We start from the raw sequence: 20,465 nt of genomic DNA, 5'->3' as shown, positions 1-20,465 counted from the left end.
AATTATAATTAATTCGAGGAGAGCAAAATGACACAGCAAGCTGACAACAAGGCCATCGTGGTGGAACGTACCCAGACCGGGGTGAAAATCGAAAAGCGCCTGCTCAAGGTACTGAAAGCCATGGCGGAGTACCACGACATTACCCTGGGCGACCTGCTGGAAGGCATTGTGCTGCATGCCTTTGACGGCAAGGTGGCCTTTGGCGAAGAGTCGCTGGCCCGCATCCGCCAGCTCAAAGAGGTATATGGCCTGGAGCTGGATGCCAGCGCCAGCCACCGGCTACAGGAAAAATCCTGACCGAGCATTGCCAGAGCAAAGGCCGGGCGGCTTGAAACCAAAGCCTGCCGCCCGCATCTGATAAAGATCGCCAGCAAGGCGAACCGACTATTGCGAAACTTTATCGACACGATATGGATTTACAATTGGCCGGTGATGGGCGGGCTGTTTTATAAAGCCCCCGCATTCCGCAGCGTTTTCGCATCGCCCGATACCGGAAACGCTGTCATATCAAGAAACTCAAGGAGATCCGCATGGCCGTACTCGTTGGTAAGCAAGCACCGTTCTTCGCTGGTGAAAAAACCTTCTCCGCCGTTCTGGGCGATGGTCAGATTGTTGACAACTACTCCTTCCAGGAAGCTACTGCCGGCAAATATGCCGTAGTGTTCTTCTACCCGCTGGATTTCACTTTTGTTTGCCCGTCCGAGCTGATCGCCTTTGATCACCGTCTGGCTGAATTCAAGGCCCGCAATGTAGAAGTGATCGGCGTGTCCATCGACAGCCAGTTCACCCACGCCGCATGGCGCAATACCCCGGTGGAAAAGGGTGGTATCGGCCAGGTTGGCTACACCCTGGTAGCCGACATCCAGCACGAACTGTGCAAGGCTTTTGACGTGGAAGCCGACGGTGGCGTGGCCTTCCGTGGCTCCTTCCTGATCGACAAGGCTGGCGTGGTACAGCACCAGGTGGTCAACAACCTGCCGCTGGGCCGCAATGTGGACGAAATGATCCGCATGGTGGATGCCCTGCAATTCACCGAAGAGCACGGCGAAGTGTGCCCGGCTGGCTGGAACAAGGGCAAAAAGGGCATGAAGCCGAGCGCTGATGGCGTGGCTTCCTACCTGGCAGAAAACGCCGCCCAGCTGTAATCAGCCTGTTTGCCCTGCCGCCTGCGCGGCAGCACTCGACATCTCAACCCCGCTTTCAGGCGGGGTTTTTGCGTTTGGCCTGCTATACCTGAGTAAACAGAGATAAACAGGGTGGCCTATTTGCAACAGTCTCCTCCTCAGGTGGAAACGGCAGTTCGCATGCATATCCTGAGCCTGAGTCATGAGGCCCAGCCATTCTCCATGATTGCTGCGGCCCTGCTGGCGCTGACCATGCTCATGCATACGCCCTGGCCTGATGTGGCAGGCTGGTGGGGTTGCATGTTCGCTTGCCAGTTGTGTTATCGGCAGCTGATTGGGCATTTGTTGCGACAAAGCCGGCAGAGCCAGTCGCTCAGTCAGCGCGACTTTCGCCGCTTTTGTGGCTGGTCGCTGCTGCTCAGCCTGCTGTGGAGTGGTGCGCCATGGTGGCTGGTTGCCGACAATAATCCCCTGTACATGATGCTGGTCCTGCTGTGGCTGGCAGCGGTGGCCGCCGCTTATGCCGCCTATTTTTCCAGCGTACGCTCCCTGTTTTACCTGTCGCTGCTGGTGCTGGTGTTCGGTGCCATGCTCAAACTGCTGCTCAGCGGTGTGCCAGTGCTCTATCTGGCCGCGCTGTCCTGCCTGTTGTATGGCGTGGCACTGGTGGTGGTGATCTGGCCCTTGCACCGCATCATCCGCGACAGCTTTGTGGCACGCGATGAAAACGGCGAGTTGCTGAGCGAGCTGGGGGCGCAGCAGCAGCAATTGCAAGCGGTAAACCTGCAGCTGGAAGAGCAGGGCCGCTTGCTGGATGAGGCCCTGGTCAAGGTGGAGGAACTGGTGGCTCATGATCCGCTGACTGGCGTGCTCAGCCGGCGCGCCATCATGCTGCAGGGCGAGCGGCTGCTCGAGCATGCCAGTGTGTCGGGGCAGCCATTTTGTCTGGCCATGCTCGACCTGGATCATTTCAAGGCCATCAATGATGGTTTCGGCCATCTGGTGGGCGATGAGGTGCTACGCCAGACCTGCCTGCTGCTGGGTGCCGAGCTGCGCGGCAGTGATAGCCTGGGCCGCTATGGCGGTGAGGAATTCATGTTGCTGCTCAGCGGTGCAGAGCTGGAGCAGGCCCAGCCACGACTGGAGCAGATGCGGCTGCGGTTGCAGCAGCATGACTGGTCGGACTTGACCCGCCAGCGGCCGGTGACGCTGTCCATCGGCCTGGTGGCCTGGCAGCCGGGGCTGGATCTGGCGCAGTTGATCCGTCGTGCCGACGATTTGCTCTACGCGGCCAAGCGCGCAGGGCGCAACCGGGTGATGGTGGAACAGACGGCTGCACTGGCCGAGAAAGGCCGTGCATGAAACCGGCACTCCCTTTACTGCAAGAGCAGGCCGGTTGGCGCGAAGAGGCCGATCTGCTGCGCTACTTCATCGACATCGCCTATCGCTCGATTCCTGCGGTGATCGGGGGCGTGGCCATGCTGGTTGCCATCATGTACCAGCATGCCCAGCCCCTGCATCTGGCGGTGTGGTTGCTGCTGTTTGGCCTGGTCGAGTGGCGGCTGTGGTGGGTGATCCGCCGCTTTCGCCGTGCCGACCTGCATCCGGGCAGCGTGTTCCAGCACTACACGGCGGTGCGTGATTGCGTGCTGGCCGATTGCCTGCTGTGGGGCGCTACTGTCTGGGTAATGGACTCCCATCAGCTGGACAATCCCTATCACCTGTTGCTGCTGCTGTGGCTGACGGGCATTTTCGCCTTGTTATGCATCATGGTGGCCGCTTGCCGGGATATCCACGCCCTGTTTTTTGCCACCTTCTGGGCTTATCCGCTATGCAGTCTGCTGGTCCATGGCCAGCGGCTGGAGCAGATGGTGCTAGCCGGCCTGCTGCTCTATCTGCTGGTGCAGTGGCGTTTTCTCGGTCGTTTTCGCAGCACACTGTTCGATACTGTCAAATTGCGACATGCCAATCAGAGCATGATGGAAAGTCTGGTCGAGCTGCATGTTCAATCTGCGGTCAAGCGCGAACAACTGCAGCAACAGCAAAGGGAACTGACCGAGGCGATTGCCGAACGCCAGCGCTTGCTGGAGTGCGATGCCCTGACCGGCTGCTACAACCAGCGCGCCCTGCGCCGTCAGCTGGATGCGCATGCGGCAGACAGCATGGCCAGCGGCCGCACGTGGGCCCTGGCCATGCTGGATCTGGATCATTTCAAGCAGGTGAATGACAGCTTTGGCCATCAGGCGGGCGATGCGGTATTGCAGCAACTGGTGCAGCAGTTATCCAGCCTGCTGCCACCGGGGCTGGAGCTGTTCCGTTACGGTGGCGAGGAGTTTGTCATCCTGGCGGGCGGGCTGGCCGAGGCTGAGCTGGCCGTCATGCTGGATGACATCCGCGCCAGGTTGGCCACGGCACGCTGGGAAGCGTTGCCCGCCAGCTGGCAACAGACCATGTCGGCCGGGGTGGTGGCCTGCCAGCCATCAGACCCGGTCAATCACAGCCTGCAATTGGCCGACATGGCCCTGTATGCGGCCAAGCATCAGGGGCGCAACCGGGTCTGTCTGGCCAGCATGCTGGCTGCGCCGGCGCTGGAGCGGTTCAGCCGCAGCAGCTAGACGCGTTATTTCAGTGGCAGTTTGGCCTTGACCGTGTGCATCATGGTGGCTTGCACGCTGGCCACCGGGTGCAGGCCGTCCGGCTGGAACTTGCTGATGTCCGTGGCAAAGCCGGCCACCAGCAGCGGCACATAGGGCAGCTGGTTGCGTTTGGCGATGCTGTCGTATACCGCGCGGAACTCCGCAGTGTAGCGGGGGCCATAGTTGCTGGGCAGCGCCATGCCGACCAGCACTACCCGCGCTGCTGCCCGGCGCGACAGATTGACCATCTGTTGCAGATTGTCCTGCAGCCGGGACAGGGGCAGGCCGCGCAGGCCGTCATTGGCACCCAGCTCCAGAATCACGATATCCGGCTTGTGGCGGCGCAGCGCCTCCGGCAGGCGTGTCAGGCCGCCATCGCTGGTTTCGCCGGAGATGCTGGCATTGATAATCCGGTGTCGTGGCTCCAGATCCTGTTGTAGCAGGCTGACCCAGCCTTGGCCCGGTGCCAGTCCGTAGCCTGCCGACAGGCTGTCCCCCATCACCAGAATGGTGGCGGCAGAGGCCGGCAGCGCCAGCAGGGCGGCACACAGAACGCGAACAATGTAGACCATTGCAGAAGGCATATGACTCCAATCGATAACAAGGCAGTGCTGTCGGCGCAGAATCTGGCCAAACAGGTGGTGTTTAACGGCGAGCCGCTGAATATTCTGCAGGCGGCCAGCCTGAGCGTAGGCCCGGGCGAGAGTGTGGCAATCGTCGGGGCTTCCGGCTCTGGCAAATCGACCCTGCTGTCCTTGCTGGCCGGGCTGGATCAGCCCAGCAGCGGCGAAGTGGCCTTGTTCGGCCAGTCGCTGGCTGGGCTCAATGAAGACGGCAGGGCGTTGCTGCGCAGAGACAAGGTGGGGTTTGTCTTCCAGAATTTCCAGCTGATGCCGCAACTGACGGCATTGGAAAACGTCATGCTGCCGCTGGAACTGGCCGGGCGCAAGGACGCACGCGACAGCGCCAGCCAGATGTTGTCGCATGTCGGCCTGGGGCAGCGCTTGCGGCACTATCCGCGCCACCTGTCCGGCGGCGAGCAGCAGCGCGTGGCACTGGCGCGGGCTTTTGCCATCCATCCGGGCATCCTGTTTGCCGATGAGCCAACCGGCAATCTGGATGCGGCCACCGGCCGCCAGATCATCGATCTGCTGTTCCAGCTCAATAGCGAACAACACACCTCGCTGGTGTTGGTGACCCACGATAACGAGCTGGCCAGCCGCTGCGATGCCATTTACCGCCTGGTGGATGGCCGCCTGAACGGAGCGCGGGCATGAGCTGGTGGAGCCGTCTGCTGCTGGCCGCACGCTTTGTGCGGCGCGAAATCGTTTCGGGCGAACTGACCATTCTGGCGCTGGCGCTGCTGGTGGCGGTGACGGCGCTGACCAGCGTGAGCTTTTTTTCCGACCGGGTCGAACGCGCGCTAACCACCCAGGCCACCCAGTTGCTGGCGGCTGATCTGGTGCTCAATGGCAACCAGCCGGCGCCGGCGGCCATTCGCCAGGAGGCCCAGCGGCGTGGGCTGCAACTGGCCGACAATATCAGTTTCCCCTCCATGGTGTTTGCCCAGGGCCAGGCCACGCTGGCCACCTACAAGGCGGTCAGCAACAGTTATCCGCTACGCGGTGAAATTACCCTGCGTGGTGTGGACGGACAGCCAAGCACAGGCGTGCTGCACCCGGCGGCCGGCACGGCATGGGCCGATGCCCGCCTGCTGCGCAAGCTGGGGCTGAAGCTGGGTGATCGCATCAGTGTCGGCAATACTTCGCTGCTGCTCAGCGGGGAAATCCTGCGTGAGCCGGACGGGGCGATGGACCTGTACAACTTTGTGCCACGGCTGATGTTCAATAGTGCCGACCTGGCCGCCACCGGCTTGATCCAGGAAGGCAGCCGTGCCCGCTGGCGCTTGATGCTGGCCGGGGACGACCGGCAGGTCAGCGCCTTTCGCCAGTGGCTGGGCCAGCATCTGCCTGCTGGTAGCCGGCTGGAGAATGTGGAAGAAGCCCGCCCGGAAATCCGCACGGCGCTGGAGCGGGCACGCCGTTTCCTTGGTCTGACCGCCATGCTGACCGTGGCGCTGGCGGCCGCTGCCGTGGCGCTGGCGGTACGGCGCTATCTGGCGCGCCACTGGCAACCGGTGGCGGTGTTGCGCTGCATGGGGCTGACCTCGTCCGAGGTATTGGGGCTGTTTGTCTGCCTGTTCTTGCTGCTGGGCTTGCTCAGCGGCGCACTGGGGGCGCTGGCCGGTTATGCCGTGCAGCTGGGGCTGATGCAGCTGAGCAGCCGTTTTGTCGGTGAAGTCCTGCCTGACCCCGGCTGGCATAGCTGGCTGCTGGGTCCGGCCTCTTCCTTGCTATTGCTGGCCGGCCTGGCCTTGCCGCCGCTGCTGGCCATTCGCAATGTCTCGCCACTGGCGGTACTGCGCAACGATGTGGTGTTGTTGCGCAGCAATCTGCTGGCGCCACTGGCTGCAGTGCTGGCCTTGTTGGCGCTGGCCGCCTGGCAAATGGACGATGCCAGGCTGGCGGCCTGGTTGCTGGCCGGCATGGCCGGCTTTTTCTCCGGGGTGGCGGCGCTGGCCTGGGGCATGCTGTGGCTGTTGCGGCGGCTGCCGTCTGCGCCGCGCACGGGCTGGCGCTACGGCGTGGCCAATCTGGCGCGCCGCCCCTGGCTGGCCATCGTGCAGATCGTGGCGCTGGCGGTGGGCATCATGGCCTTGCTGACACTGACTGTGGTGCGGGACGATTTGATCGCCGCCTGGCAACACAGCATTCCGCCGGATGCACCCAACAAGTTCGTTATCAATATCCAGCAGAATCAGCGCGCGGCATTGCTCGACCGCTTTGCCGTGGCCGGGCTGCCGCAGCCAGAGCTGTCACCGATGATCCGTGGCCGGCTGATTGCCATCAACGACAAGCCGCTGCGTCCCTCTGCGCTGCAAGACGAGCGCGCCCGCCGCCTGGCCGAGCGCGAGTTCAATCTGTCATGGCGTGATGATTTACCGCAGGGCAACCAGCTGGTTGCGGGCAGCTGGTGGCAGGGCAAGGCCAAGCCGCAGTTTTCGGTGGAGCAGGGGCTGGCCGGCACGCTGGGTATCCGGCTGGGGGATACGCTGGCCTTTGATATCGGCGGCAGCACTTATCGCGCCCGCGTCACCAGCTTGCGCGCCGTGGCCTGGGACAGCTTCCGGGTGAATTTCTTCGTGCTGGCACCGCCTTCGCTGTTACAGCAGCAGCCGGCTAGCTGGATCAGCAGTTTCCGGCTGGACGCTGCGCAAGAGGAGTTTGCCAATCGCCTGGTAGCGGCCTTCCCCAATATCACCATCATTGACGTTAGCGCTATTCTGGCCGAGGTGCGCGCCATGGTGGACAAGCTCACCCGCGCCATCGAAGCCATGTTCGTGCTGGCACTGGCAGCCGGTGTGCTGGTGTTGTGGGCGGCGCTGGCCGCCACCCGTGACGAGCGGCTGTCCGATATCGCGCTGATGCGTGCCTTGGGGGCCTCACGCGCGCAGTTGCGGGCCGTGGTGGTGGCCGAGCTGGCCTGGCTGGGTGCATTCACCGGCCTGCTGGCGGCGCTGGGGGCCATGGGCATTGGCGGCATTGCCGCCAGCAAGCTGTTCAATCTGCCCTGGAGCATGAATTTCTGGCTGCTGCCCATCGGCATGACTTGCGGTGTGGTGGTGGTGACACTGGCGGGCTGGCCGCTGGTTGGCCGGGTAACACGCGCTTCGCCGCTGGCGATCTTGCGCGCCGGTTAGCAAGCCCATAACAAGGCGGGCAGGATAGCCCGCAAGGAGTGTGGAGAGATGGATACGCAAGTTTTGGCCGCCATGGCCAAGTGGCCGAATGTGCCGGCAGTGTTTGGCTGGTTGCGGCTGGATGGACGCGGGCAGTGGTGGATACGTGATGAGCGGCTGAGCCACGAAGGCATGGTGGCCTTCTTCAACCGCAACTACAGCCGCGATGCACAGGGCCGCTACTATGTGCAGAACGGCCCGCAAAAGGTGTTTGTCAGCCTGGATGCCGCACCGCTGGTTGCGCGGCTGGTCGATGGTGCATGGCAGACACTGCCCTGCGATGACGATGTGCAGGCCCGTGCCGCTTTCATGACACCCGAAGGCCAGCTGTTCATCGAGATTGCCGGCGAACTGGCGGTAGTGGACGACCGCGATCTGGCTGCGGTGGCCGCTGCCGGCCTCGCAGAATGGGATGGCGATACCGCACGGCTGCCCGCCACCTTGCAACTGGACAGCCATCCGCTGCCGCTCAGCCTGCACACCCTGCCGGCCTTGTGGCAGCGTTATGGCGTAGTGGCCCGGCCGCAGGCCTAGTAGCCTGCCCGGCCTCAGTCCAGCCGTACCGCCCTGGCCCTGACCAGACGCTGGCGGCCTGCCAGCAGGCCGAAGCACAAGGCTGCGCCGGCAATGCCACCAAACAGCCAGCCCACCGGAGCCCAGTTGCCGGCCACATCATGGATGATGCCGGCCGCCAGCGGGCCGCAGGCAGCAATGGTATAGCCCACCCCCTGGGCCATGCCCGAGAGGTGAGCCGCTACGTGGCTGTCCGGTGAGCGCAGTACCAGCAGGCTGAGCGCCATGCTGAATGCACCACCCTGACCTATGCCCAGCAGCACCGCCCACAGCCATAGCTGGCTTGGCGGGGCATACAGCATGCCCAGCAGGCCGGCCAGCGTCAGCGTCATCACGCAGGCGATGGGCAGGCGTTGATCCGGGCAGCGCTGCGCCAGCAATGGCACGCCCAGCGAGGCAATCACCTGCACCATGATGGACAGCGACATCATCAGGCCGGCATCCAGCGGCGACAGCCCGCGTTCGATCAGAATCGACGGCATCCAGCCAAATACGATGTAGGACAGCGAAGACTGCAGGCCCATATAGGCGGTGACCTGCCAGGCCAGTGCTTCACGCCACAGGCCGCTGACCTGCCAGTGGCCGGCATGTTGCTGCTGCCCCTGGCCCAGTTGTGGCCACCACACCGCGAAAGCCAGCAGGGCCGGGATGGCCCAGAAGGCCAAGGCCGCCTGCCAGCGTTGACCAAACAGGTGATCCAGCGGCACGGTGGCGCCGGCGGCCAGCGCCGCACCCAGGCAGAGGGCCATGGTGTAAACGCCGGTCATCAGGCCGGCCTGCTGCGGAAAGTCGCGTTTGACGATGCCTGGCAGCAGCACGCCGATCATGCCGATGGCGGCACCGGACAGCAACGAGCCCAGCAGCAGGCCGTGCAGGCCAAGCTGGCTGCGCAGGGCGATGCCGGCCGCCAGCAGCAATAGCACGGCGGCAATGCTGCGCTCGCTGCCAAAGCGGCGCGCCAGTTGCGGTGCCAGCGGGCCAAACAGCCCCAGGCACAGTACCGGCAGCGTGGTGAGCAGGCCGGCCATGGTGGCGGAAATGCCGATTTCGGTTTTGATCTGCCCCAATACCGGGGCCAGGCTGGACAGGGCGGGGCGCAGATTGATGCCGATCAGCACCAGGCCCAGCACCAGCAGCCAGCGTGGGGTCGTGGGTACGGGGGCCTGCTGTACACCATCATCATCGATTTCGGCGTCGATCAGCAGTTCGTCCGCCAGACTGGGCGGCGCAGAGTGAGTAGTGCGGGACATGATGTTCTTTTATTGGAGTTGAGTGTGTGGCAATCAGCCTGCACTGGGTGGCAGCAAGGTATCCAGTGCCTGCAATAGCGGGCCGGTAACTGCGGCGGCAGCCTGGGCGGCAGCGGCTGCATCGCGATTGCGAATGGCGGTGACAATGGCCTGATGCGAGGCCAGGTCGGGATCGGGCAGCGCCTCGTCCTGAATGGAGAACTGGATGCCCAGTTGCACCGTGCGCGAGAAATAGCGGTACAGCTCGGCCAGTGCCGCGTTGCCGCAGGCATCGGCAATGGCCAGATGAAAGTCCAGATCGCGGGCAATGAAGTCGTCGGCGTTTTGGTACTGCTGCTGTTCGCCGCGTACCGCCAGGCAGCGTTCAATCTGGGCAATGTCCTGCTCATCGGCGCGCAGGGCTGCCAGCCTGGCGGTGCTTTCCTCCAGCACCGCCCGTACTTCCAGCTGCTCGCGCAGGCTGGCCCGGCTGATGCTGCGCATGGCCTCGGCCGGGCTGGTGATGGCACGGACATAGGTGCCGTCGCCCTGGCGGACTTCCAGCAGGCCGGCATACAGCAAGACCCGGACCGCTTCGCGCACGGTATTGCGGCTGATGCCCAGTTGCTCGGCCAGCTCCGGCTCGGTGGGAATACGGCTGCCCACGGCCCATATGCCGCTGGTCAGCCGCTGGCCCAGTTCCTCCAGCGCCAGATCAACCAGTGAACGCTTGCTTTGTGTCAGTTTTGTCATGGTCATGGTTATTCATCCAATCATCCGATGTATTTTGCCGTGTGTTGGCACAGGAGGCAAGCGGGAGACTGGGAGAGTGTGGAGTGGCGGGCTGCGGGGACGTGAGTAGGAGTGGCGGGCTGGAACAGCCCGCCTGACTGCTTATTTGGCTGCGGAAGCGGAATCCTTCACGCATTTCTTCACAAAGCTGTTCTTGGCAGCGCCAGCCAGTTTCTTGTCGGCGGCCTTGCCTTCACACATGGCTTGCGGTGCGGCAGCCTTGCTGTCTTTTTCACATTTCTTCAGGAAGCTGGTCTTGGCGGCGCCAGCCAGTTTTTTCTCGGCCGCCTTGGCATCACAGCTGGCGTCTGCAGCCAGAGCGACATTGGCAGTGGCCAGGGTCAACAGTGCCATCATCACGAATTTGCGCATTGCAGGTTCCTTTTATGTTGGGCGGGAGATATTCCCGGCTTGCCGGCCGGCGTTGAGGGTGAAAAACCGGCCTCAGGCAAACTACCATAAAACACATGACAAAAATTATCCATTACGGATTGTTACAGCGCTTGTCAAAGTTTGTTCCTGATGCGATCACTTGGCCGGTGACAGCGCGTGGGCCAGCTGGCGCGCGTTCTTGGCGGTCCAGTTGTTGATCATCTTTTTCAGCAGCTCGGCAGTGATGGCTTCGTCCTTGGTCTTGCTGCCCGGGTTTTCCAGCAGGTTGACGCCACCAGCCAGCAAGGTGTGATCCTGCGAGTCGTCAAGCTGGCCCATGGTAGACACTTTCAGCAGATAGGGATCGGTGCCGGTCGCGAAGCGCGCCAGGTTGAAGGCGGCCTTGATCGGCAGGATGTCGCTGACGGCCAGGCCGGGTTTGTCCTGCTGGAAGCCGGTTACTGCCACGCGCAGGCGGGCCACGCCCGGCCCGGGCTCGGTGACCACCTTGATGTGTTCCTTGCGCAGCGCGGTTTCCATGCTCATGCGGTAGTAGTGGTCGATCTTGTTTTTTTCGGCGGCGACCAGCAGCTGCCAGTTGCCGTCGGGTTGGCGCTCCAGAAATGACAGGGGCTCGAGAATGATGGCGTGGTACTGCTTGAGATCTGCGCCTGGCTTGAGATAAAGCATCTGGCCGGGCACTTTGGGATTGGGCTGGAAGGCTTCCGGCGGCAGATTGAACAAGTGTTGCTGGTTTTCCTCGGCGATGGCTGTGTGGCTGAGCGCGCTCATGGCGACCATGGCGCAGGCAAGGCGGAAAAACGGTTTCATTGCAGGTGTCTCCGGTATGGGGTGTGCAGCATGGGAGAAGGCCGCTGGCCAGGAGTTCCCTCACGCGGGCCGCTCGGCGCAGAGCTTACTATAGCTGCCATGACATTGTGATGCTTGTCCGCATTCAAGCGGAGGGTGCGCAGGGCGGAGCGCGCTGCACCGTCCCAAGCGGCATGCCAGGTGCGGCCCTTGCTGGTATCATCACTCCCTTGCCCAATCACCCTGTCGCCGATACCCGCCGTGCCTGCCAAACCCAGACGAAAATCTCCTGCCTTGTGGCCTCGCATCCTGTTGCTGGCCGTGCTCACCGTTGCCGCCTGGCTGAGCTGGGTGGTGCTCATTCCGGTCGACCTGCCGCAATCGCCTTACAAACTGACTATCGGCCCCAACCGCACACTGGGGCAGGTGGCGCGGGCTTTGGCAGATGAAGGGGTCATCCGCAACCGTAATATCATGATGTTGCTGGGGCGGGCGCAGGGCATGGATCGCAAGATCAAGGCCGGCCTCTACCAGTTCAATGAATCGGTATCGATGTGGAACATCCTGCAGCGGTTGGCGGATGGCCATCCCGACGAGGCCAGCCTGACCGTGATCGAGGGCTGGAGCTTCCGCCAGCTGCGGCAGGCAGTCGACCGCAATCCGGACATCGTGCATGAAGCGCGTGAACTGAGCGATGCCCAGTTGCTGCAGCAGCTGGGGCTGAACGATATCAAGCCGGAAGGGCTGTTTTTCCCCAGCACTTATCTGTTTACGCCCGGCAGCAGCGATCTGGATCTGTACCGCCGCGCTTACGCCACCATGCAGCAAAAGCTGGAAGCCGCCTGGGCCGCGCGCAAGCCGGATCTGCCCTATCACACGCCGTATGAGTTGCTGATCATGGCCAGCCTGGTGGAAAAGGAAACCTCGCTGGATGCCGACCGCCCGCTGGTGGCCGCCGTGTTCGTCAATCGTCTCAACAAGGGCATGCGCCTGCAGACCGACCCCTCGGTCATCTACGGCATGGGTACGGCTTATCAGGGCAATATCAGCAAAGCCGACCTGCGCCGCGACACCCCTTACAATACCTATACCCGCAACGGCCTGACGCCGACGCCCATCTCCTTGCCCGGCAAGGCCGCGCTGGAAGCTGCCGCCAATCCGGCCAACTCCAGCGCCCTGTATTTCGTGGCCAAGGGCGATGGCAGCTCCTATTTCTCGGAAACGCTGGAGCAGCACAATCAGGCGGTGCGCAAATATATTCTGAAGAAAGGCTCCAATGGCTGAGCACACTGGCCGTTTCATCACGCTGGAAGGCATCGATGGCGCTGGCAAGAGCACGCATCTGGGCTTTATCCGCGACTGGCTAACCGCGCATGACATTGCGGCTGAATTCACCCGCGAACCGGGCGGCACTCCACTGGGCGAGCAGGTGCGCGCCCTGTTGCTGGCGGTGGATACCCAGGTCTCGCTGGAAGCGGAAACCCTGCTGATGTTCGCCTCGCGCCAGCAGCTGCTGTCCAGTCTGATCCGCCCGGCACTGCAAGACGGACGCTGGGTGGTGTCCGACCGCTTTACCGATTCCACTTTCGCCTTTCAGGGTGGTGGGCGCGGCGTGGCCGCCGAGCGCATTGCCGTGCTGGAAGACTGGGTGCAGCAAGGCCTGCAGCCGGACCTGACCCTGCTGTTTGATGTACCGCTGGATGTGGCCAGCCAGCGCATGGCCGGCAGCCGCCAGCTGGACCGTTTCGAGCAGGAAAAGGCTGATTTCCATCAGCGCGTGCGCGATGCCTATCTGCAACGTGCGGCCCAGGACCCACGTTTCCGGGTGCTGGATGCCACTCGCAGCATTGCCCAGCTGCAACAGGATATCGCTGGCCATCTGGCGGCCTTGCTGGAGCGAAGCTGATGCTGTTTCCCTGGCAACTGCAAGACTGGCAACGGCTGAACGCCGAGCGCGCCCGCCTGCCCAATGCCTGGCTGTTCATCGGCCCGGCCGGCACCGGCAAGCTGGAATTCGCCCTGCATCTGGCGCAATCGCTGCTGTGTGAACAATTGCAGGCCGATTACCAGCCATGTGGCCACTGCAAAGGCTGCCGCTGGTTCGAACACGGCACTCACCCCGATTTCCGCCGCCTGTCACCGCAGACCGATGACGAGGAGGAAGGCAAGGAGGCCAAGCCTGGCCGCAAGCTGCCGCTGATCAAGATCGAGGCGGTGCGCCAGGTGATCGAATTTGCCCATCTCACCGCCCACCGTGCCGGGCAGCGCATCGTGGTGGTGGAGCCAGCGGAAAACCTCAACCCGGCCGCCGCCAATGCCTTGCTGAAAATCCTCGAGGAACCGCCGCAAGACGTATTGTTCCTGCTGGTGGCCCAGGCGGCACAGCGCCTGCTGCCCACCATCCGCAGCCGCTGCCGCCAGTTTCCCTTGTCGGCCCCCAGCCCGGCCCAGGCGCTGGACTGGTTGCGCCAGCAGGGGGTGAGCAATGCCGAGGCCGAGCTGGCCCACAACGGCGGCGCCCCGCTGTTCGACCATGATCCGGTGCTGGCCAAGCTGCGCAGCCAGTTTATCGATGGCCTGGGCCAGCCTACTTTCGCCAGCATCCTCAATCTGGCGGAGCTGGTGGACAAACAGAAGCTGCCGCTGGCCATTCCGCTGGGCTGGCTGGGCAAATGGCTGCACGACCTGGCTGGTTTGAGTCTGGCAGGGATTGTCCGCTATCATCCCGAGCAGCAAGCGGTATTGCAGCAGCTGGTGTTGCGCTGCGACCCCGTGGCGCTGATGCGTTGCCAGGATGCCCTGCAACAGCTGGCCCCCTTTGGCCAGCACACCCTTAATACGCGGCTGCAGCTGGAAGCGCTGCTGATGGATTATCTGAAGATTTTCGCCGGAGGCCGCCAGGGCTGATCGACTGCAGTACACCTGCTGCAGCGGCTATCTATAATGCAGGAGCCATGTGGATGGCGGCTCTTGGCAGCATGACAAGGAAAGCGGAAAACGCGCATATGGAAAATACCACCCGTCCCGATCTCACCCGTCCTGGCGTGCTGTCGCTGCATATCAAGGAGCGCAGCGCCCTGTTTGCCGCCTATATGCCCTTCCTGAAAAACGGCGGCATCTTCATCCCCACCAACAAGGACATGAAGCTGGGCGAAGAGGTCTTCCTGTTGCTGACCCTGATGGACGAGCCGCAGAAAATCGCCGTGCAGGCCAAGGTGGTATGGATCACCCCGGCCGGTGCCAATAACAGCCGGGTACAGGGCATAGGCGTGGAGTTTTCCGCTGGCGATGCCGGCAACCAGGCCAAGGCCAAGATTGAAACCCTGCTGGGCGGCGTGCTCAACTCCAGCCGCCCCACCCATACCATGTAATCCCGTTGCCCGGCCTCGGCCGGGCACATTGCCAGCCAGATACCACACCATGCTTGTCGATTCGCACTGCCATATCAATTTCCCCGACCTCTCCAGCCGTCTGCCCGAGGTGCTGGCCAATATGCAGCACAACGGTGTCGAGCTGGCGCTGGTGATTGGCGTTTCCCGCCCCAAATATCCCGAGGTACTGGCGCTGGCGGAAAACCACGGCAATCTGTACGCCACCGTCGGCATTCACCCGGACGACCCGGATGCGGAAGAATTCAGCGAAGACGAACTGCTGGCCCATGCCGCCCATCCGCGCGTGGTGGGCATCGGTGAAACCGGGCTGGACTACCACTGGTGCAAGGGCGACCTGGAATGGCAGCACCAGCGTTTCCGCACCCATATCCGCGCTGCGAAACGCGCCGGGCTGCCGCTGATCATCCACACCCGCGAATCAGCCGCCGACACCATCCGCATCCTGCGCGAAGAGGGTGCCGATCAATGCGGCGGCGTGATGCACTGCTTTACCGAAAACTGGGAAGTGGCGCAGGCTGCATTGGAGATTGGCTTTTATATTTCCTTCTCCGGCATCGTCACCTTCAAGAACGCCGCCCAGATCAAGGAAGTGGCGCAAAAAATGCCGCTGGAACGCATGCTGGTGGAAACCGATTCGCCCTATCTGGCACCGATTCCCTATCGCGGCAAGCTGAACGAGCCGGCCTATGTGCGCCATGTGGCCGAGCATATTGCCGAACTGCGCGGCATCAGTTTCGAGGAAGTTGCCGCAGCCACCAGCGACAACTTCTATCGTCTCTTCAGTAAAATCCAGCGCCCGCAAGCCGGGCAGCAAGGCTGATGCCATGAGCGCACTGCAACCGGGTCAACTTGAAATCACCATTCTCGGTTGTGGTTCCAGCTCGGGCACCCCGGCTATTGGCTGTCAGTGTGCCACGTGTACCTCAAGCGACCCGCGCAATCACCGCACCCGCTGCTCGGCCTATGTGCGCTGCGGCGAACTGGGCTTGCTGATCGACACCGGGCCCGACCTGCGCCAGCAAGCGCTGCGCGAAGGCATCCGCCAGGTGGATGCGGTGCTGTATACCCACCCGCATGCCGACCACCTCAATGGTATCGATGATCTGCGGGCCTTCTGCTATGTCCGGCAAGGCGCGGTGGTGCTGTATGGCAATGCCTTCACCATGGACAACATCACCAGCCGCTTTGGCTATGCGCTGCAGCCACCCTCCAAGGTGTGGGACAAGCCGGTGTTGCTGCCAGAAGTGGTCAGCGGCCCGTTCCAGCATGCCGGCCTGTCCATTACCCCCATTCCGCTGCAACACGGCAGCTGGCCCTGCCTGGGCTGGCGCATCGGCAATGCCGCCTGGCTGACCGACCTGTCGCATATCCCGGATGACAGCCTGGCCTTGTTGCAAGGGTTGGATGTGCTGTTTCTGGATTGCCTGAATATGGACGGCTACCCCTCGCATCTGGGTTTCCATCAGTCATTGCAATGGGCGGCACGCATCGGCGCCCGTCGCACCATGCTGATCCACATGATTCACCGCCTGGAATACCACACGCTGTCGGCGCTGTGCCCGCCGGGGGTGGAGGTGGGGTATGACGGCTTGCGGGTGCGGGTGTAGCACCTTCTCTGGCGTGTTTGCCGGCCGCAATAACTGTAGGGTTTGCTGTTTTCAGGTGGTCAGATCTGGTGGCAAGTCATCCAGCGCGCTACCCCGCAGCAGATGACGGTTGTAGCCCTGGGCAATCAGTTGTTGCCATGCCTCCAGTACGGCTGGAGGTATCTGCAGTGCTTGCTGAAAGCCCAGTCGCGGATAGCGCAGCAGGCGGTGGATATCGCCCACCATTTCTTCGATCAGCCCGAATACGCCCACCATATTCGATACCTCCCAGGGGAAGGCAAACTCGGGTGCGTCCACGCAGCAGCTGATGCCCGGCCATTGCACTGGCTGGGTCTGCATGACGCGGCGGATGGAGTTGGGCTTGGTGACAAAGGTGACGCTGCGGGCGGCCGGGCACAGTTCGCGCGACAAGCTCAGGTTCTCGGCAAAATTGCGCGCCTGCGGTTCCAGCAGTAGTTGTGACGCAGGCACTCCCAGTGCGAGGGCGCGTTCGGCAAAGACCTCGGCTTCCGGTCTGCTCCACAAATCACGGGTCCAGTTGCCGGTATTGCCGCTGATCAGCATGCGCGGGGCAATACCCCGCTGCAGCAATGCTACTGCGTGATCGACCACGCGCAGATCATAAGAGCCGCAGACCACCAGTACATCACAGGCTTGATGGCTGCGGCCGGCACTCAGGAAGTCCCACAGCTGGCTGGCGTGTTGCAGGGTAGGCGTGGGCGGGCAGGACATGCGCGGCTATTTCTGCGGAATGCTCTGGCCGCTGACCGGTACGGCGGTGACTGCATTGTCCGGGCTGCCGTCGATCAGTTTGTCGGAGTAAGTGAGGTAGACCAGGGTATTGCGCTTGGCATCGACGATACGCACCACCCGCACGTGCTTGAACACAAAGGAAGCACTTTCCTTGAACACTTCTTCCTGCTTCGGCAGCGGTTTGGCAAAGCTGATAGTGCCGATCTGGCGACAGGCTACCGAAAAGCGCGACGGGTCTTTGGCCAGGCCGACTGCCCCGCTGTAGCCGCCGGTCTGGGCGCGCGACACGTAGCAGGCCACACCGCTGACTGCCGGGTCGTCGAAGGCGTCCACCACCACCTTGTCATTGGGGCTGAGCAGACGGAAAGTGGTGGAGATCTTGCCGACTTCTTCGGCATGGGCGCTGGGCAGGCTGCACAGGCCGGCCAGCAGCAGGGTGGCACAGAGTTTTTTCACGGCAATGCCTTGTTCAGGGAGTGAGAAACTGCAGTCTAAGCCGACGGCGCGGTTTTGCCCATTGCCGCTTGCTGGCGCTCGAATTCGTGCATTTCACTGGCGATGAAGTGGCTGATCATGGTGCGGTAGACCTCGGCGGTCAGTTGCGGATCGGCACCCAGTTCGCCGGCCAGCTTTTCCACCCGGCGCATGACCTGATCCACCCGTTTGCCACCTTCCACCTCGTCGCTGCTCTGCTTGAAGGCTGCCGCCTGTTTCACATACAGGCCGCGCTCGGCCAGCAGGGCGACCAGCTCGCGGTCGATACGGTCTATCTGCGTGCGCACTTCTGGCAGATTCTGGCACTGGTAAACAAATTCCATGGTGGTGTCCTCAGTGGTGGCGGGCTGCTTGTAGCAGGGCGCGGGCCAGCGGCGGGCATTGCCCTTGCAGGGCAGCGCGCTCGGATTGAAACAGGGTGGCAATAAAGAAGGGATGGTCGTTCAGCTCGACTGCACGCACTTCGCCATCTTCATCAAAGGCGGTGGCTTGCAAGGGTCCGCTGGTCAGTTCGCTGGCAAAGGCCGGGTTCAGCCCGTAGCGGCAGCGATAGCCTTCCATGGCGGAAGCCTGCCCATAAATGGCGGCCAATTGCGAGCCGGCGGCAAAGCGTACTTCGGCACGGGTTTCCACCAGGGCGCAGCTGAGCGGGGCGATGACGGCGCGCGCGGCTGCGGGGGCGGTTTCGCCATGCTCGGCATCCTGCCAGCCCAGCACATGGCGGGCGTATTCGAGGATGGCGTGCTGAAAGCCGCCGCAGCTACCCAGAAAGGGCAGGCCCTGTTCGCGGGCGTGGCGAATGGCCGTCAGGGCGCCGTCCATGCTGCGATAGGGGCTGGCCGGTACGCACCAGATGGCGGCAAAGCCTGCCAGATCTGCCGTGCTGTGGATGCTGTCGGTGGCCAGCCATACGGATTGGGTAGTCACATCAAGTTCAGTCGCGGCCAGTTGCAGCGCCAGTGGAATGGCCTGGTGAGCGGCCACGCCGGGATCAAAGTCGCCTACCAGTGCGATACGGGTCATGGGCAGTCCTTTTGCTGGTTAAATTTTATCAACAAAATGGTTTTAATTGATTGTTTGTAACAAAAATTACGGATTGCGGCGAATAAAACTGCGTGCATCGCCAGCCGGGATGCACGCAGCAGCAGGGAGTGTGTCAGCGGCGCTTAGTAGTAGTTCAGCCCCATGGCAGCTTTGACTTCAGACAGGGTTACAGCGGCTACCTGACGGGCGCGGGCGGTGCCTTGTTTCAGCATGGCCAGAATGGCCGCCGGGTCGCGGGCGTATTGTTCACGGCGCTGGCGGATGGGGGCCAGCAGTTCCTGCAGGCATTCTTCCAGATGCTGCTTGATGACGGCATCGCCCAGCCCGCCTTGCTGGTAGTGTTCCTTCAGGCGTTTCACCAGTTCGATATTGGGGTGGAAGGCATCCAGATAGCTGAACACCACATTGCCTTCCACCTGGCCGGGGTCGGACACGCGCAGGTGATTGGGGTCGGTGTACATCATCTTCACCGCCTGGCGGATTTCATCGGCACTGGCCGACAGGGTGAGGGTGTTGCCCAGCGATTTGGACATCTTGGCCTTGCCGTCGATGCCGGGCAGGCGGGCGCCCACTTCCGGCACCATGGCACGGGCCTCCACCAGCACCGGGGTTTCCACGCTGCTGTTAAAGCGACGCACGATCTCGTTGGTCTGCTCGATCATCGGGATCTGGTCTTCGCCCACCGGTACCACGGTAGCCTTGAAAGCGGTGATGTCGGCCGCCTGCGCCGCCGGATAGGTAAGAAAGCCCGCCGGAATGTCGCGCTCGTAGCCGCGTTGTTTTATTTCATCCTTGATGGTGGGATTGCGTTCCAGCCGCGATACCGTCACCAGATTGAGGTAGTAGGACGCCAGCTCGGTCAGCTCCGGTACCAGGCTCTGGATGAAGATGGTGCTCTTGTCCGGATCTATGCCCACCGCCAGATAATCCAGCGCTACCTGCAGCACGTTGTCGCGCACTTTCAGGTAATTGCCCATATTGTCGGTCAGCGCCTGGGCATCGGCCAGCAGCAGGAATTGCTGGCAGCGGTCCTGCAGCAGCACGCGGTTGCGCAGCGAGCCCACGTAATGGCCAAGGTGCAGCGAGCCGGTGGTGCGGTCGCCGGTGAGAATGATGTCCTGGGAGGTGATGTCGCTCAGTTTCATGTCGGGTTCCGATCTTCAGTGATTAACGGAAACCATCGACAAGGAGGAACGTAGACAAAACAAAACCCGGATCCGCCTTGTCGGCAGCCTCCGGGTTGTATGCGTGCGCAGTCGCCGGTGCTACCTCAGAAGAGGCGCCACCACCAGCTAAAGGATGCGAATGCGTTGCGGGAGTTCATGTTTTCTATCACAACACGGCGGGCTTGCCGCCGTCAAGCGGCGGCTGTTGCAAAAATATCCAGAGAAAATGACATGCCGGGGACAGGATTGTTCTGAACAGTATCAGGCGCTGCTATCGATCACGCTGCCCAACGCCTGATAGGCAGGCTGGTAGCCATGGGCCGCTCTGCCGGGCAGGGGATGGTCCGGCTGTTGCTGCTGGGCGGCAGATTGCTGTTCCTGCTGCTGATCGTTGCTGGCTTCCGCCATTTCCTTGCGCTGTTCGCCGGAGAGTACCGGCGTGTCTGGTTTGCCGCTGACACCGGCCAGCTGCGCGCCCTGGCGCCAACTGCCGGGCGCATAGCTTTGCCAGCTGGTAATCGGGAGGATGAACATGGGCAGCTCCGGTGGAGTGATGGTGTTTGGAGCCGCTTTTGCTAACGACAGTTCCTCTTCTTTATTTAAAAGTCGATATAAAACAATGGGATATTGCCTGTGAGGCCATGTTGGTCCGGCAGGGGCGTAAAAAAAGGAA

At 62.3% G+C, this 20,465-nt stretch carries 24 protein-coding genes; 13 read left to right on the top strand and 11 right to left on the bottom strand.

The features are described 5' to 3' along the window. Positions 1 to 27: 27 nt before the first annotated feature. The 4 genes from EAY64_RS07095 to EAY64_RS07080 all read left to right on the top strand — a co-directional run bounded on the left by EAY64_RS07095 (position 28) and on the right by EAY64_RS07080 (position 3,739). Positions 28 to 297, top strand: a complete 270-nt coding sequence (locus EAY64_RS07095) for a hypothetical protein (RefSeq protein ID WP_103524080.1) — start codon at positions 28 to 30, stop codon at positions 295 to 297. Between the two features lie 233 nt (positions 298 to 530). Next, positions 531 to 1,145 (top strand): peroxiredoxin, encoded by a 615-nt coding sequence (locus EAY64_RS07090; protein WP_059287015.1) that lies wholly within the window; start codon positions 531 to 533, stop codon positions 1,143 to 1,145. 159 nt (positions 1,146 to 1,304) lie between these two features. Then, complete coding sequence (locus EAY64_RS07085) at positions 1,305 to 2,486, top strand: GGDEF domain-containing protein (RefSeq protein ID WP_103524079.1); 1,182 nt, start codon at positions 1,305 to 1,307, stop codon at positions 2,484 to 2,486. After that, positions 2,483 to 3,739 carry a GGDEF domain-containing protein gene (locus EAY64_RS07080; protein WP_103524078.1) on the top strand — a complete coding sequence of 419 codons (1,257 nt, stop codon included), beginning with the start codon at positions 2,483 to 2,485 and terminating at the stop codon, positions 3,737 to 3,739. Before EAY64_RS07085 ends, EAY64_RS07080 begins: the two co-directional genes overlap by 4 nt. 5 nt (positions 3,740 to 3,744) lie before the next feature. Here the strand turns inward: EAY64_RS07080 and EAY64_RS07075 are convergent, their stop codons facing one another. Beyond that, the gene (locus tag EAY64_RS07075; protein ID WP_103524077.1) at positions 3,745 to 4,332 is read right to left on the bottom strand and encodes an arylesterase; all 588 of its coding nucleotides are present in this window, start codon (positions 4,330 to 4,332) and stop codon (positions 3,745 to 3,747) included. Positions 4,333 to 4,344: 12 nt separating this feature from the next. Here EAY64_RS07075 and EAY64_RS07070 point away from each other — a divergent pair, with 12 nt between their 5' ends. Genes EAY64_RS07070 through EAY64_RS07060 form a run of 3 tightly spaced genes read left to right on the top strand, consistent with a single transcriptional unit; the run spans position 4,345 to position 8,093 of the window. Beyond that, positions 4,345 to 5,037, top strand: coding sequence for an ABC transporter ATP-binding protein (locus EAY64_RS07070; protein ID WP_103524076.1), 693 nt, complete (start codon positions 4,345 to 4,347; stop codon positions 5,035 to 5,037). Further along, positions 5,034 to 7,520 carry an ABC transporter permease gene (locus EAY64_RS07065; protein WP_103524075.1) on the top strand — a complete coding sequence of 829 codons (2,487 nt, stop codon included), beginning with the start codon at positions 5,034 to 5,036 and terminating at the stop codon, positions 7,518 to 7,520. The genes EAY64_RS07070 and EAY64_RS07065 overlap by 4 nt, the downstream gene beginning before the upstream one ends. A gap of 48 nt (positions 7,521 to 7,568) precedes the next feature. Then, complete coding sequence (locus EAY64_RS07060; RefSeq protein WP_103524074.1) at positions 7,569 to 8,093, top strand: DUF2946 family protein; 525 nt, start codon at positions 7,569 to 7,571, stop codon at positions 8,091 to 8,093. 14 nt (positions 8,094 to 8,107) lie between these two features. Here EAY64_RS07060 and EAY64_RS07055 read toward each other — a convergent pair whose 3' ends face one another. The 4 genes from EAY64_RS07055 to EAY64_RS07040 form a co-directional block, all read right to left on the bottom strand. Then, positions 8,108 to 9,382: a CynX/NimT family MFS transporter gene (locus EAY64_RS07055; protein ID WP_103524073.1), complete on the bottom strand. Its 1,275-nt coding sequence runs from the start codon at positions 9,380 to 9,382 to the stop codon at positions 8,108 to 8,110. 33 nt (positions 9,383 to 9,415) lie between these two features. Beyond that, entirely contained in the window at positions 9,416 to 10,120 is a 705-nt protein-coding gene (locus tag EAY64_RS07050) for a FadR/GntR family transcriptional regulator (protein ID WP_226034235.1), read from the bottom strand. Between the two features lie 135 nt (positions 10,121 to 10,255). Further along, a complete protein-coding gene (locus EAY64_RS07045; RefSeq protein ID WP_103524072.1) occupies positions 10,256 to 10,525 on the bottom strand; it encodes a hypothetical protein in 270 nt (89 codons plus the stop codon). A gap of 156 nt (positions 10,526 to 10,681) precedes the next feature. Continuing rightward, positions 10,682 to 11,356 (bottom strand): DUF3313 domain-containing protein, encoded by a 675-nt coding sequence (locus tag EAY64_RS07040; protein WP_103524071.1) that lies wholly within the window; start codon positions 11,354 to 11,356, stop codon positions 10,682 to 10,684. Positions 11,357 to 11,629: 273 nt separating this feature from the next. On the opposite strand from EAY64_RS07040, the gene mltG reads away from it, so the two are divergent. The 6 genes from mltG (at position 11,630) to EAY64_RS07010 (ending at position 16,334) form a co-directional block, all read left to right on the top strand. Next, on the top strand, positions 11,630 to 12,619 hold the full coding sequence (gene mltG / locus EAY64_RS07035; RefSeq protein WP_199734403.1) for an endolytic transglycosylase MltG: 990 nt from the start codon (positions 11,630 to 11,632) through the stop codon (positions 12,617 to 12,619). Continuing rightward, on the top strand, positions 12,612 to 13,241 hold the full coding sequence (tmk, locus tag EAY64_RS07030) for a dTMP kinase (protein ID WP_103524070.1): 630 nt from the start codon (positions 12,612 to 12,614) through the stop codon (positions 13,239 to 13,241). The genes mltG and tmk overlap by 8 nt, the downstream gene beginning before the upstream one ends. Next, entirely contained in the window at positions 13,241 to 14,242 is a 1,002-nt protein-coding gene (locus EAY64_RS07025) for a DNA polymerase III subunit delta' (protein WP_103524069.1), read from the top strand. The genes tmk and EAY64_RS07025 overlap by 1 nt, the downstream gene beginning before the upstream one ends. 98 nt (positions 14,243 to 14,340) lie before the next feature. Further along, positions 14,341 to 14,706, top strand: coding sequence for a PilZ domain-containing protein (locus EAY64_RS07020; RefSeq protein ID WP_103524068.1), 366 nt, complete (start codon positions 14,341 to 14,343; stop codon positions 14,704 to 14,706). A 49-nt stretch (positions 14,707 to 14,755) separates the two neighbouring features. Then, positions 14,756 to 15,547, top strand: a complete 792-nt coding sequence (locus tag EAY64_RS07015) for a TatD family hydrolase (RefSeq protein WP_103524067.1) — start codon at positions 14,756 to 14,758, stop codon at positions 15,545 to 15,547. A gap of 4 nt (positions 15,548 to 15,551) precedes the next feature. After that, on the top strand, positions 15,552 to 16,334 hold the full coding sequence (locus EAY64_RS07010) for an MBL fold metallo-hydrolase (protein ID WP_103524066.1): 783 nt from the start codon (positions 15,552 to 15,554) through the stop codon (positions 16,332 to 16,334). 51 nt (positions 16,335 to 16,385) lie between these two features. Here the strand turns inward: EAY64_RS07010 and EAY64_RS07005 are convergent, their stop codons facing one another. From EAY64_RS07005 to EAY64_RS06980, 6 genes are all read right to left on the bottom strand, one after another. Then, on the bottom strand, positions 16,386 to 17,066 hold the full coding sequence (locus tag EAY64_RS07005; protein WP_103524065.1) for a YdcF family protein: 681 nt from the start codon (positions 17,064 to 17,066) through the stop codon (positions 16,386 to 16,388). A 6-nt stretch (positions 17,067 to 17,072) separates the two neighbouring features. Next, positions 17,073 to 17,543, bottom strand: coding sequence for a CreA family protein (locus tag EAY64_RS07000; protein ID WP_103524064.1), 471 nt, complete (start codon positions 17,541 to 17,543; stop codon positions 17,073 to 17,075). A 35-nt stretch (positions 17,544 to 17,578) separates the two neighbouring features. After that, entirely contained in the window at positions 17,579 to 17,905 is a 327-nt protein-coding gene (locus EAY64_RS06995; RefSeq protein ID WP_103524063.1) for a chorismate mutase, read from the bottom strand. A gap of 10 nt (positions 17,906 to 17,915) precedes the next feature. Then, positions 17,916 to 18,605 carry a CTP synthase C-terminal region-related (seleno)protein gene (locus tag EAY64_RS06990; RefSeq protein ID WP_103524062.1) on the bottom strand — a complete coding sequence of 230 codons (690 nt, stop codon included), beginning with the start codon at positions 18,603 to 18,605 and terminating at the stop codon, positions 17,916 to 17,918. Positions 18,606 to 18,748: 143 nt separating this feature from the next. Beyond that, a complete protein-coding gene (gene trpS / locus EAY64_RS06985) occupies positions 18,749 to 19,771 on the bottom strand; it encodes a tryptophan--tRNA ligase (RefSeq protein WP_103524061.1) in 1,023 nt (340 codons plus the stop codon). Positions 19,772 to 20,053: 282 nt separating this feature from the next. Then, positions 20,054 to 20,326 carry a hypothetical protein gene (locus EAY64_RS06980; RefSeq protein WP_103524060.1) on the bottom strand — a complete coding sequence of 91 codons (273 nt, stop codon included), beginning with the start codon at positions 20,324 to 20,326 and terminating at the stop codon, positions 20,054 to 20,056. Between the last annotated feature and the right edge of the window lie 139 nt (positions 20,327 to 20,465).

The organism is Aquitalea palustris (genome assembly GCF_003693445.1).
GTDB lineage: Bacteria > Pseudomonadota > Gammaproteobacteria > Burkholderiales > Chromobacteriaceae > Aquitalea > Aquitalea palustris.
The sequence above is the reverse complement of the archived record's forward strand: the minus strand, read 5'-3'. Positions and strand labels throughout refer to the sequence as shown.

Coding starts and splice junctions, on each gene's coding strand:
- EAY64_RS06995 (WP_103524063.1), bottom strand. CDS start 17,905: ATGGAATTTGTTTACCAGTGCCAGAATCTGCCAGAAGTGCGCACGCAG.
- trpS (WP_103524061.1), bottom strand. CDS start 19,771: ATGAAACTGAGCGACATCACCTCCCAGGACATCATTCTCACCGGCGAC.
- EAY64_RS07095 (WP_103524080.1), top strand. CDS start 28: ATGACACAGCAAGCTGACAACAAGGCCATCGTGGTGGAACGTACCCAG.
- EAY64_RS07085 (WP_103524079.1), top strand. CDS start 1,305: ATGCATATCCTGAGCCTGAGTCATGAGGCCCAGCCATTCTCCATGATT.
- EAY64_RS07055 (WP_103524073.1), bottom strand. CDS start 9,382: ATGTCCCGCACTACTCACTCTGCGCCGCCCAGTCTGGCGGACGAACTG.
- EAY64_RS07045 (WP_103524072.1), bottom strand. CDS start 10,525: ATGCGCAAATTCGTGATGATGGCACTGTTGACCCTGGCCACTGCCAAT.
- EAY64_RS07040 (WP_103524071.1), bottom strand. CDS start 11,356: ATGAAACCGTTTTTCCGCCTTGCCTGCGCCATGGTCGCCATGAGCGCG.
- EAY64_RS06980 (WP_103524060.1), bottom strand. CDS start 20,326: ATGTTCATCCTCCCGATTACCAGCTGGCAAAGCTATGCGCCCGGCAGT.
- EAY64_RS07010 (WP_103524066.1), top strand. CDS start 15,552: ATGAGCGCACTGCAACCGGGTCAACTTGAAATCACCATTCTCGGTTGT.
- EAY64_RS07060 (WP_103524074.1), top strand. CDS start 7,569: ATGGATACGCAAGTTTTGGCCGCCATGGCCAAGTGGCCGAATGTGCCG.
- EAY64_RS07090 (WP_059287015.1), top strand. CDS start 531: ATGGCCGTACTCGTTGGTAAGCAAGCACCGTTCTTCGCTGGTGAAAAA.
- EAY64_RS06990 (WP_103524062.1), bottom strand. CDS start 18,605: ATGACCCGTATCGCACTGGTAGGCGACTTTGATCCCGGCGTGGCCGCT.
- EAY64_RS07005 (WP_103524065.1), bottom strand. CDS start 17,066: ATGTCCTGCCCGCCCACGCCTACCCTGCAACACGCCAGCCAGCTGTGG.
- EAY64_RS07020 (WP_103524068.1), top strand. CDS start 14,341: ATGGAAAATACCACCCGTCCCGATCTCACCCGTCCTGGCGTGCTGTCG.
- EAY64_RS07065 (WP_103524075.1), top strand. CDS start 5,034: ATGAGCTGGTGGAGCCGTCTGCTGCTGGCCGCACGCTTTGTGCGGCGC.
- EAY64_RS07080 (WP_103524078.1), top strand. CDS start 2,483: ATGAAACCGGCACTCCCTTTACTGCAAGAGCAGGCCGGTTGGCGCGAA.
- EAY64_RS07025 (WP_103524069.1), top strand. CDS start 13,241: ATGCTGTTTCCCTGGCAACTGCAAGACTGGCAACGGCTGAACGCCGAG.
- EAY64_RS07075 (WP_103524077.1), bottom strand. CDS start 4,332: ATGGTCTACATTGTTCGCGTTCTGTGTGCCGCCCTGCTGGCGCTGCCG.
- EAY64_RS07015 (WP_103524067.1), top strand. CDS start 14,756: ATGCTTGTCGATTCGCACTGCCATATCAATTTCCCCGACCTCTCCAGC.
- EAY64_RS07070 (WP_103524076.1), top strand. CDS start 4,345: ATGACTCCAATCGATAACAAGGCAGTGCTGTCGGCGCAGAATCTGGCC.
- EAY64_RS07050 (WP_226034235.1), bottom strand. CDS start 10,120: ATGACCATGACAAAACTGACACAAAGCAAGCGTTCACTGGTTGATCTG.
- tmk (WP_103524070.1), top strand. CDS start 12,612: ATGGCTGAGCACACTGGCCGTTTCATCACGCTGGAAGGCATCGATGGC.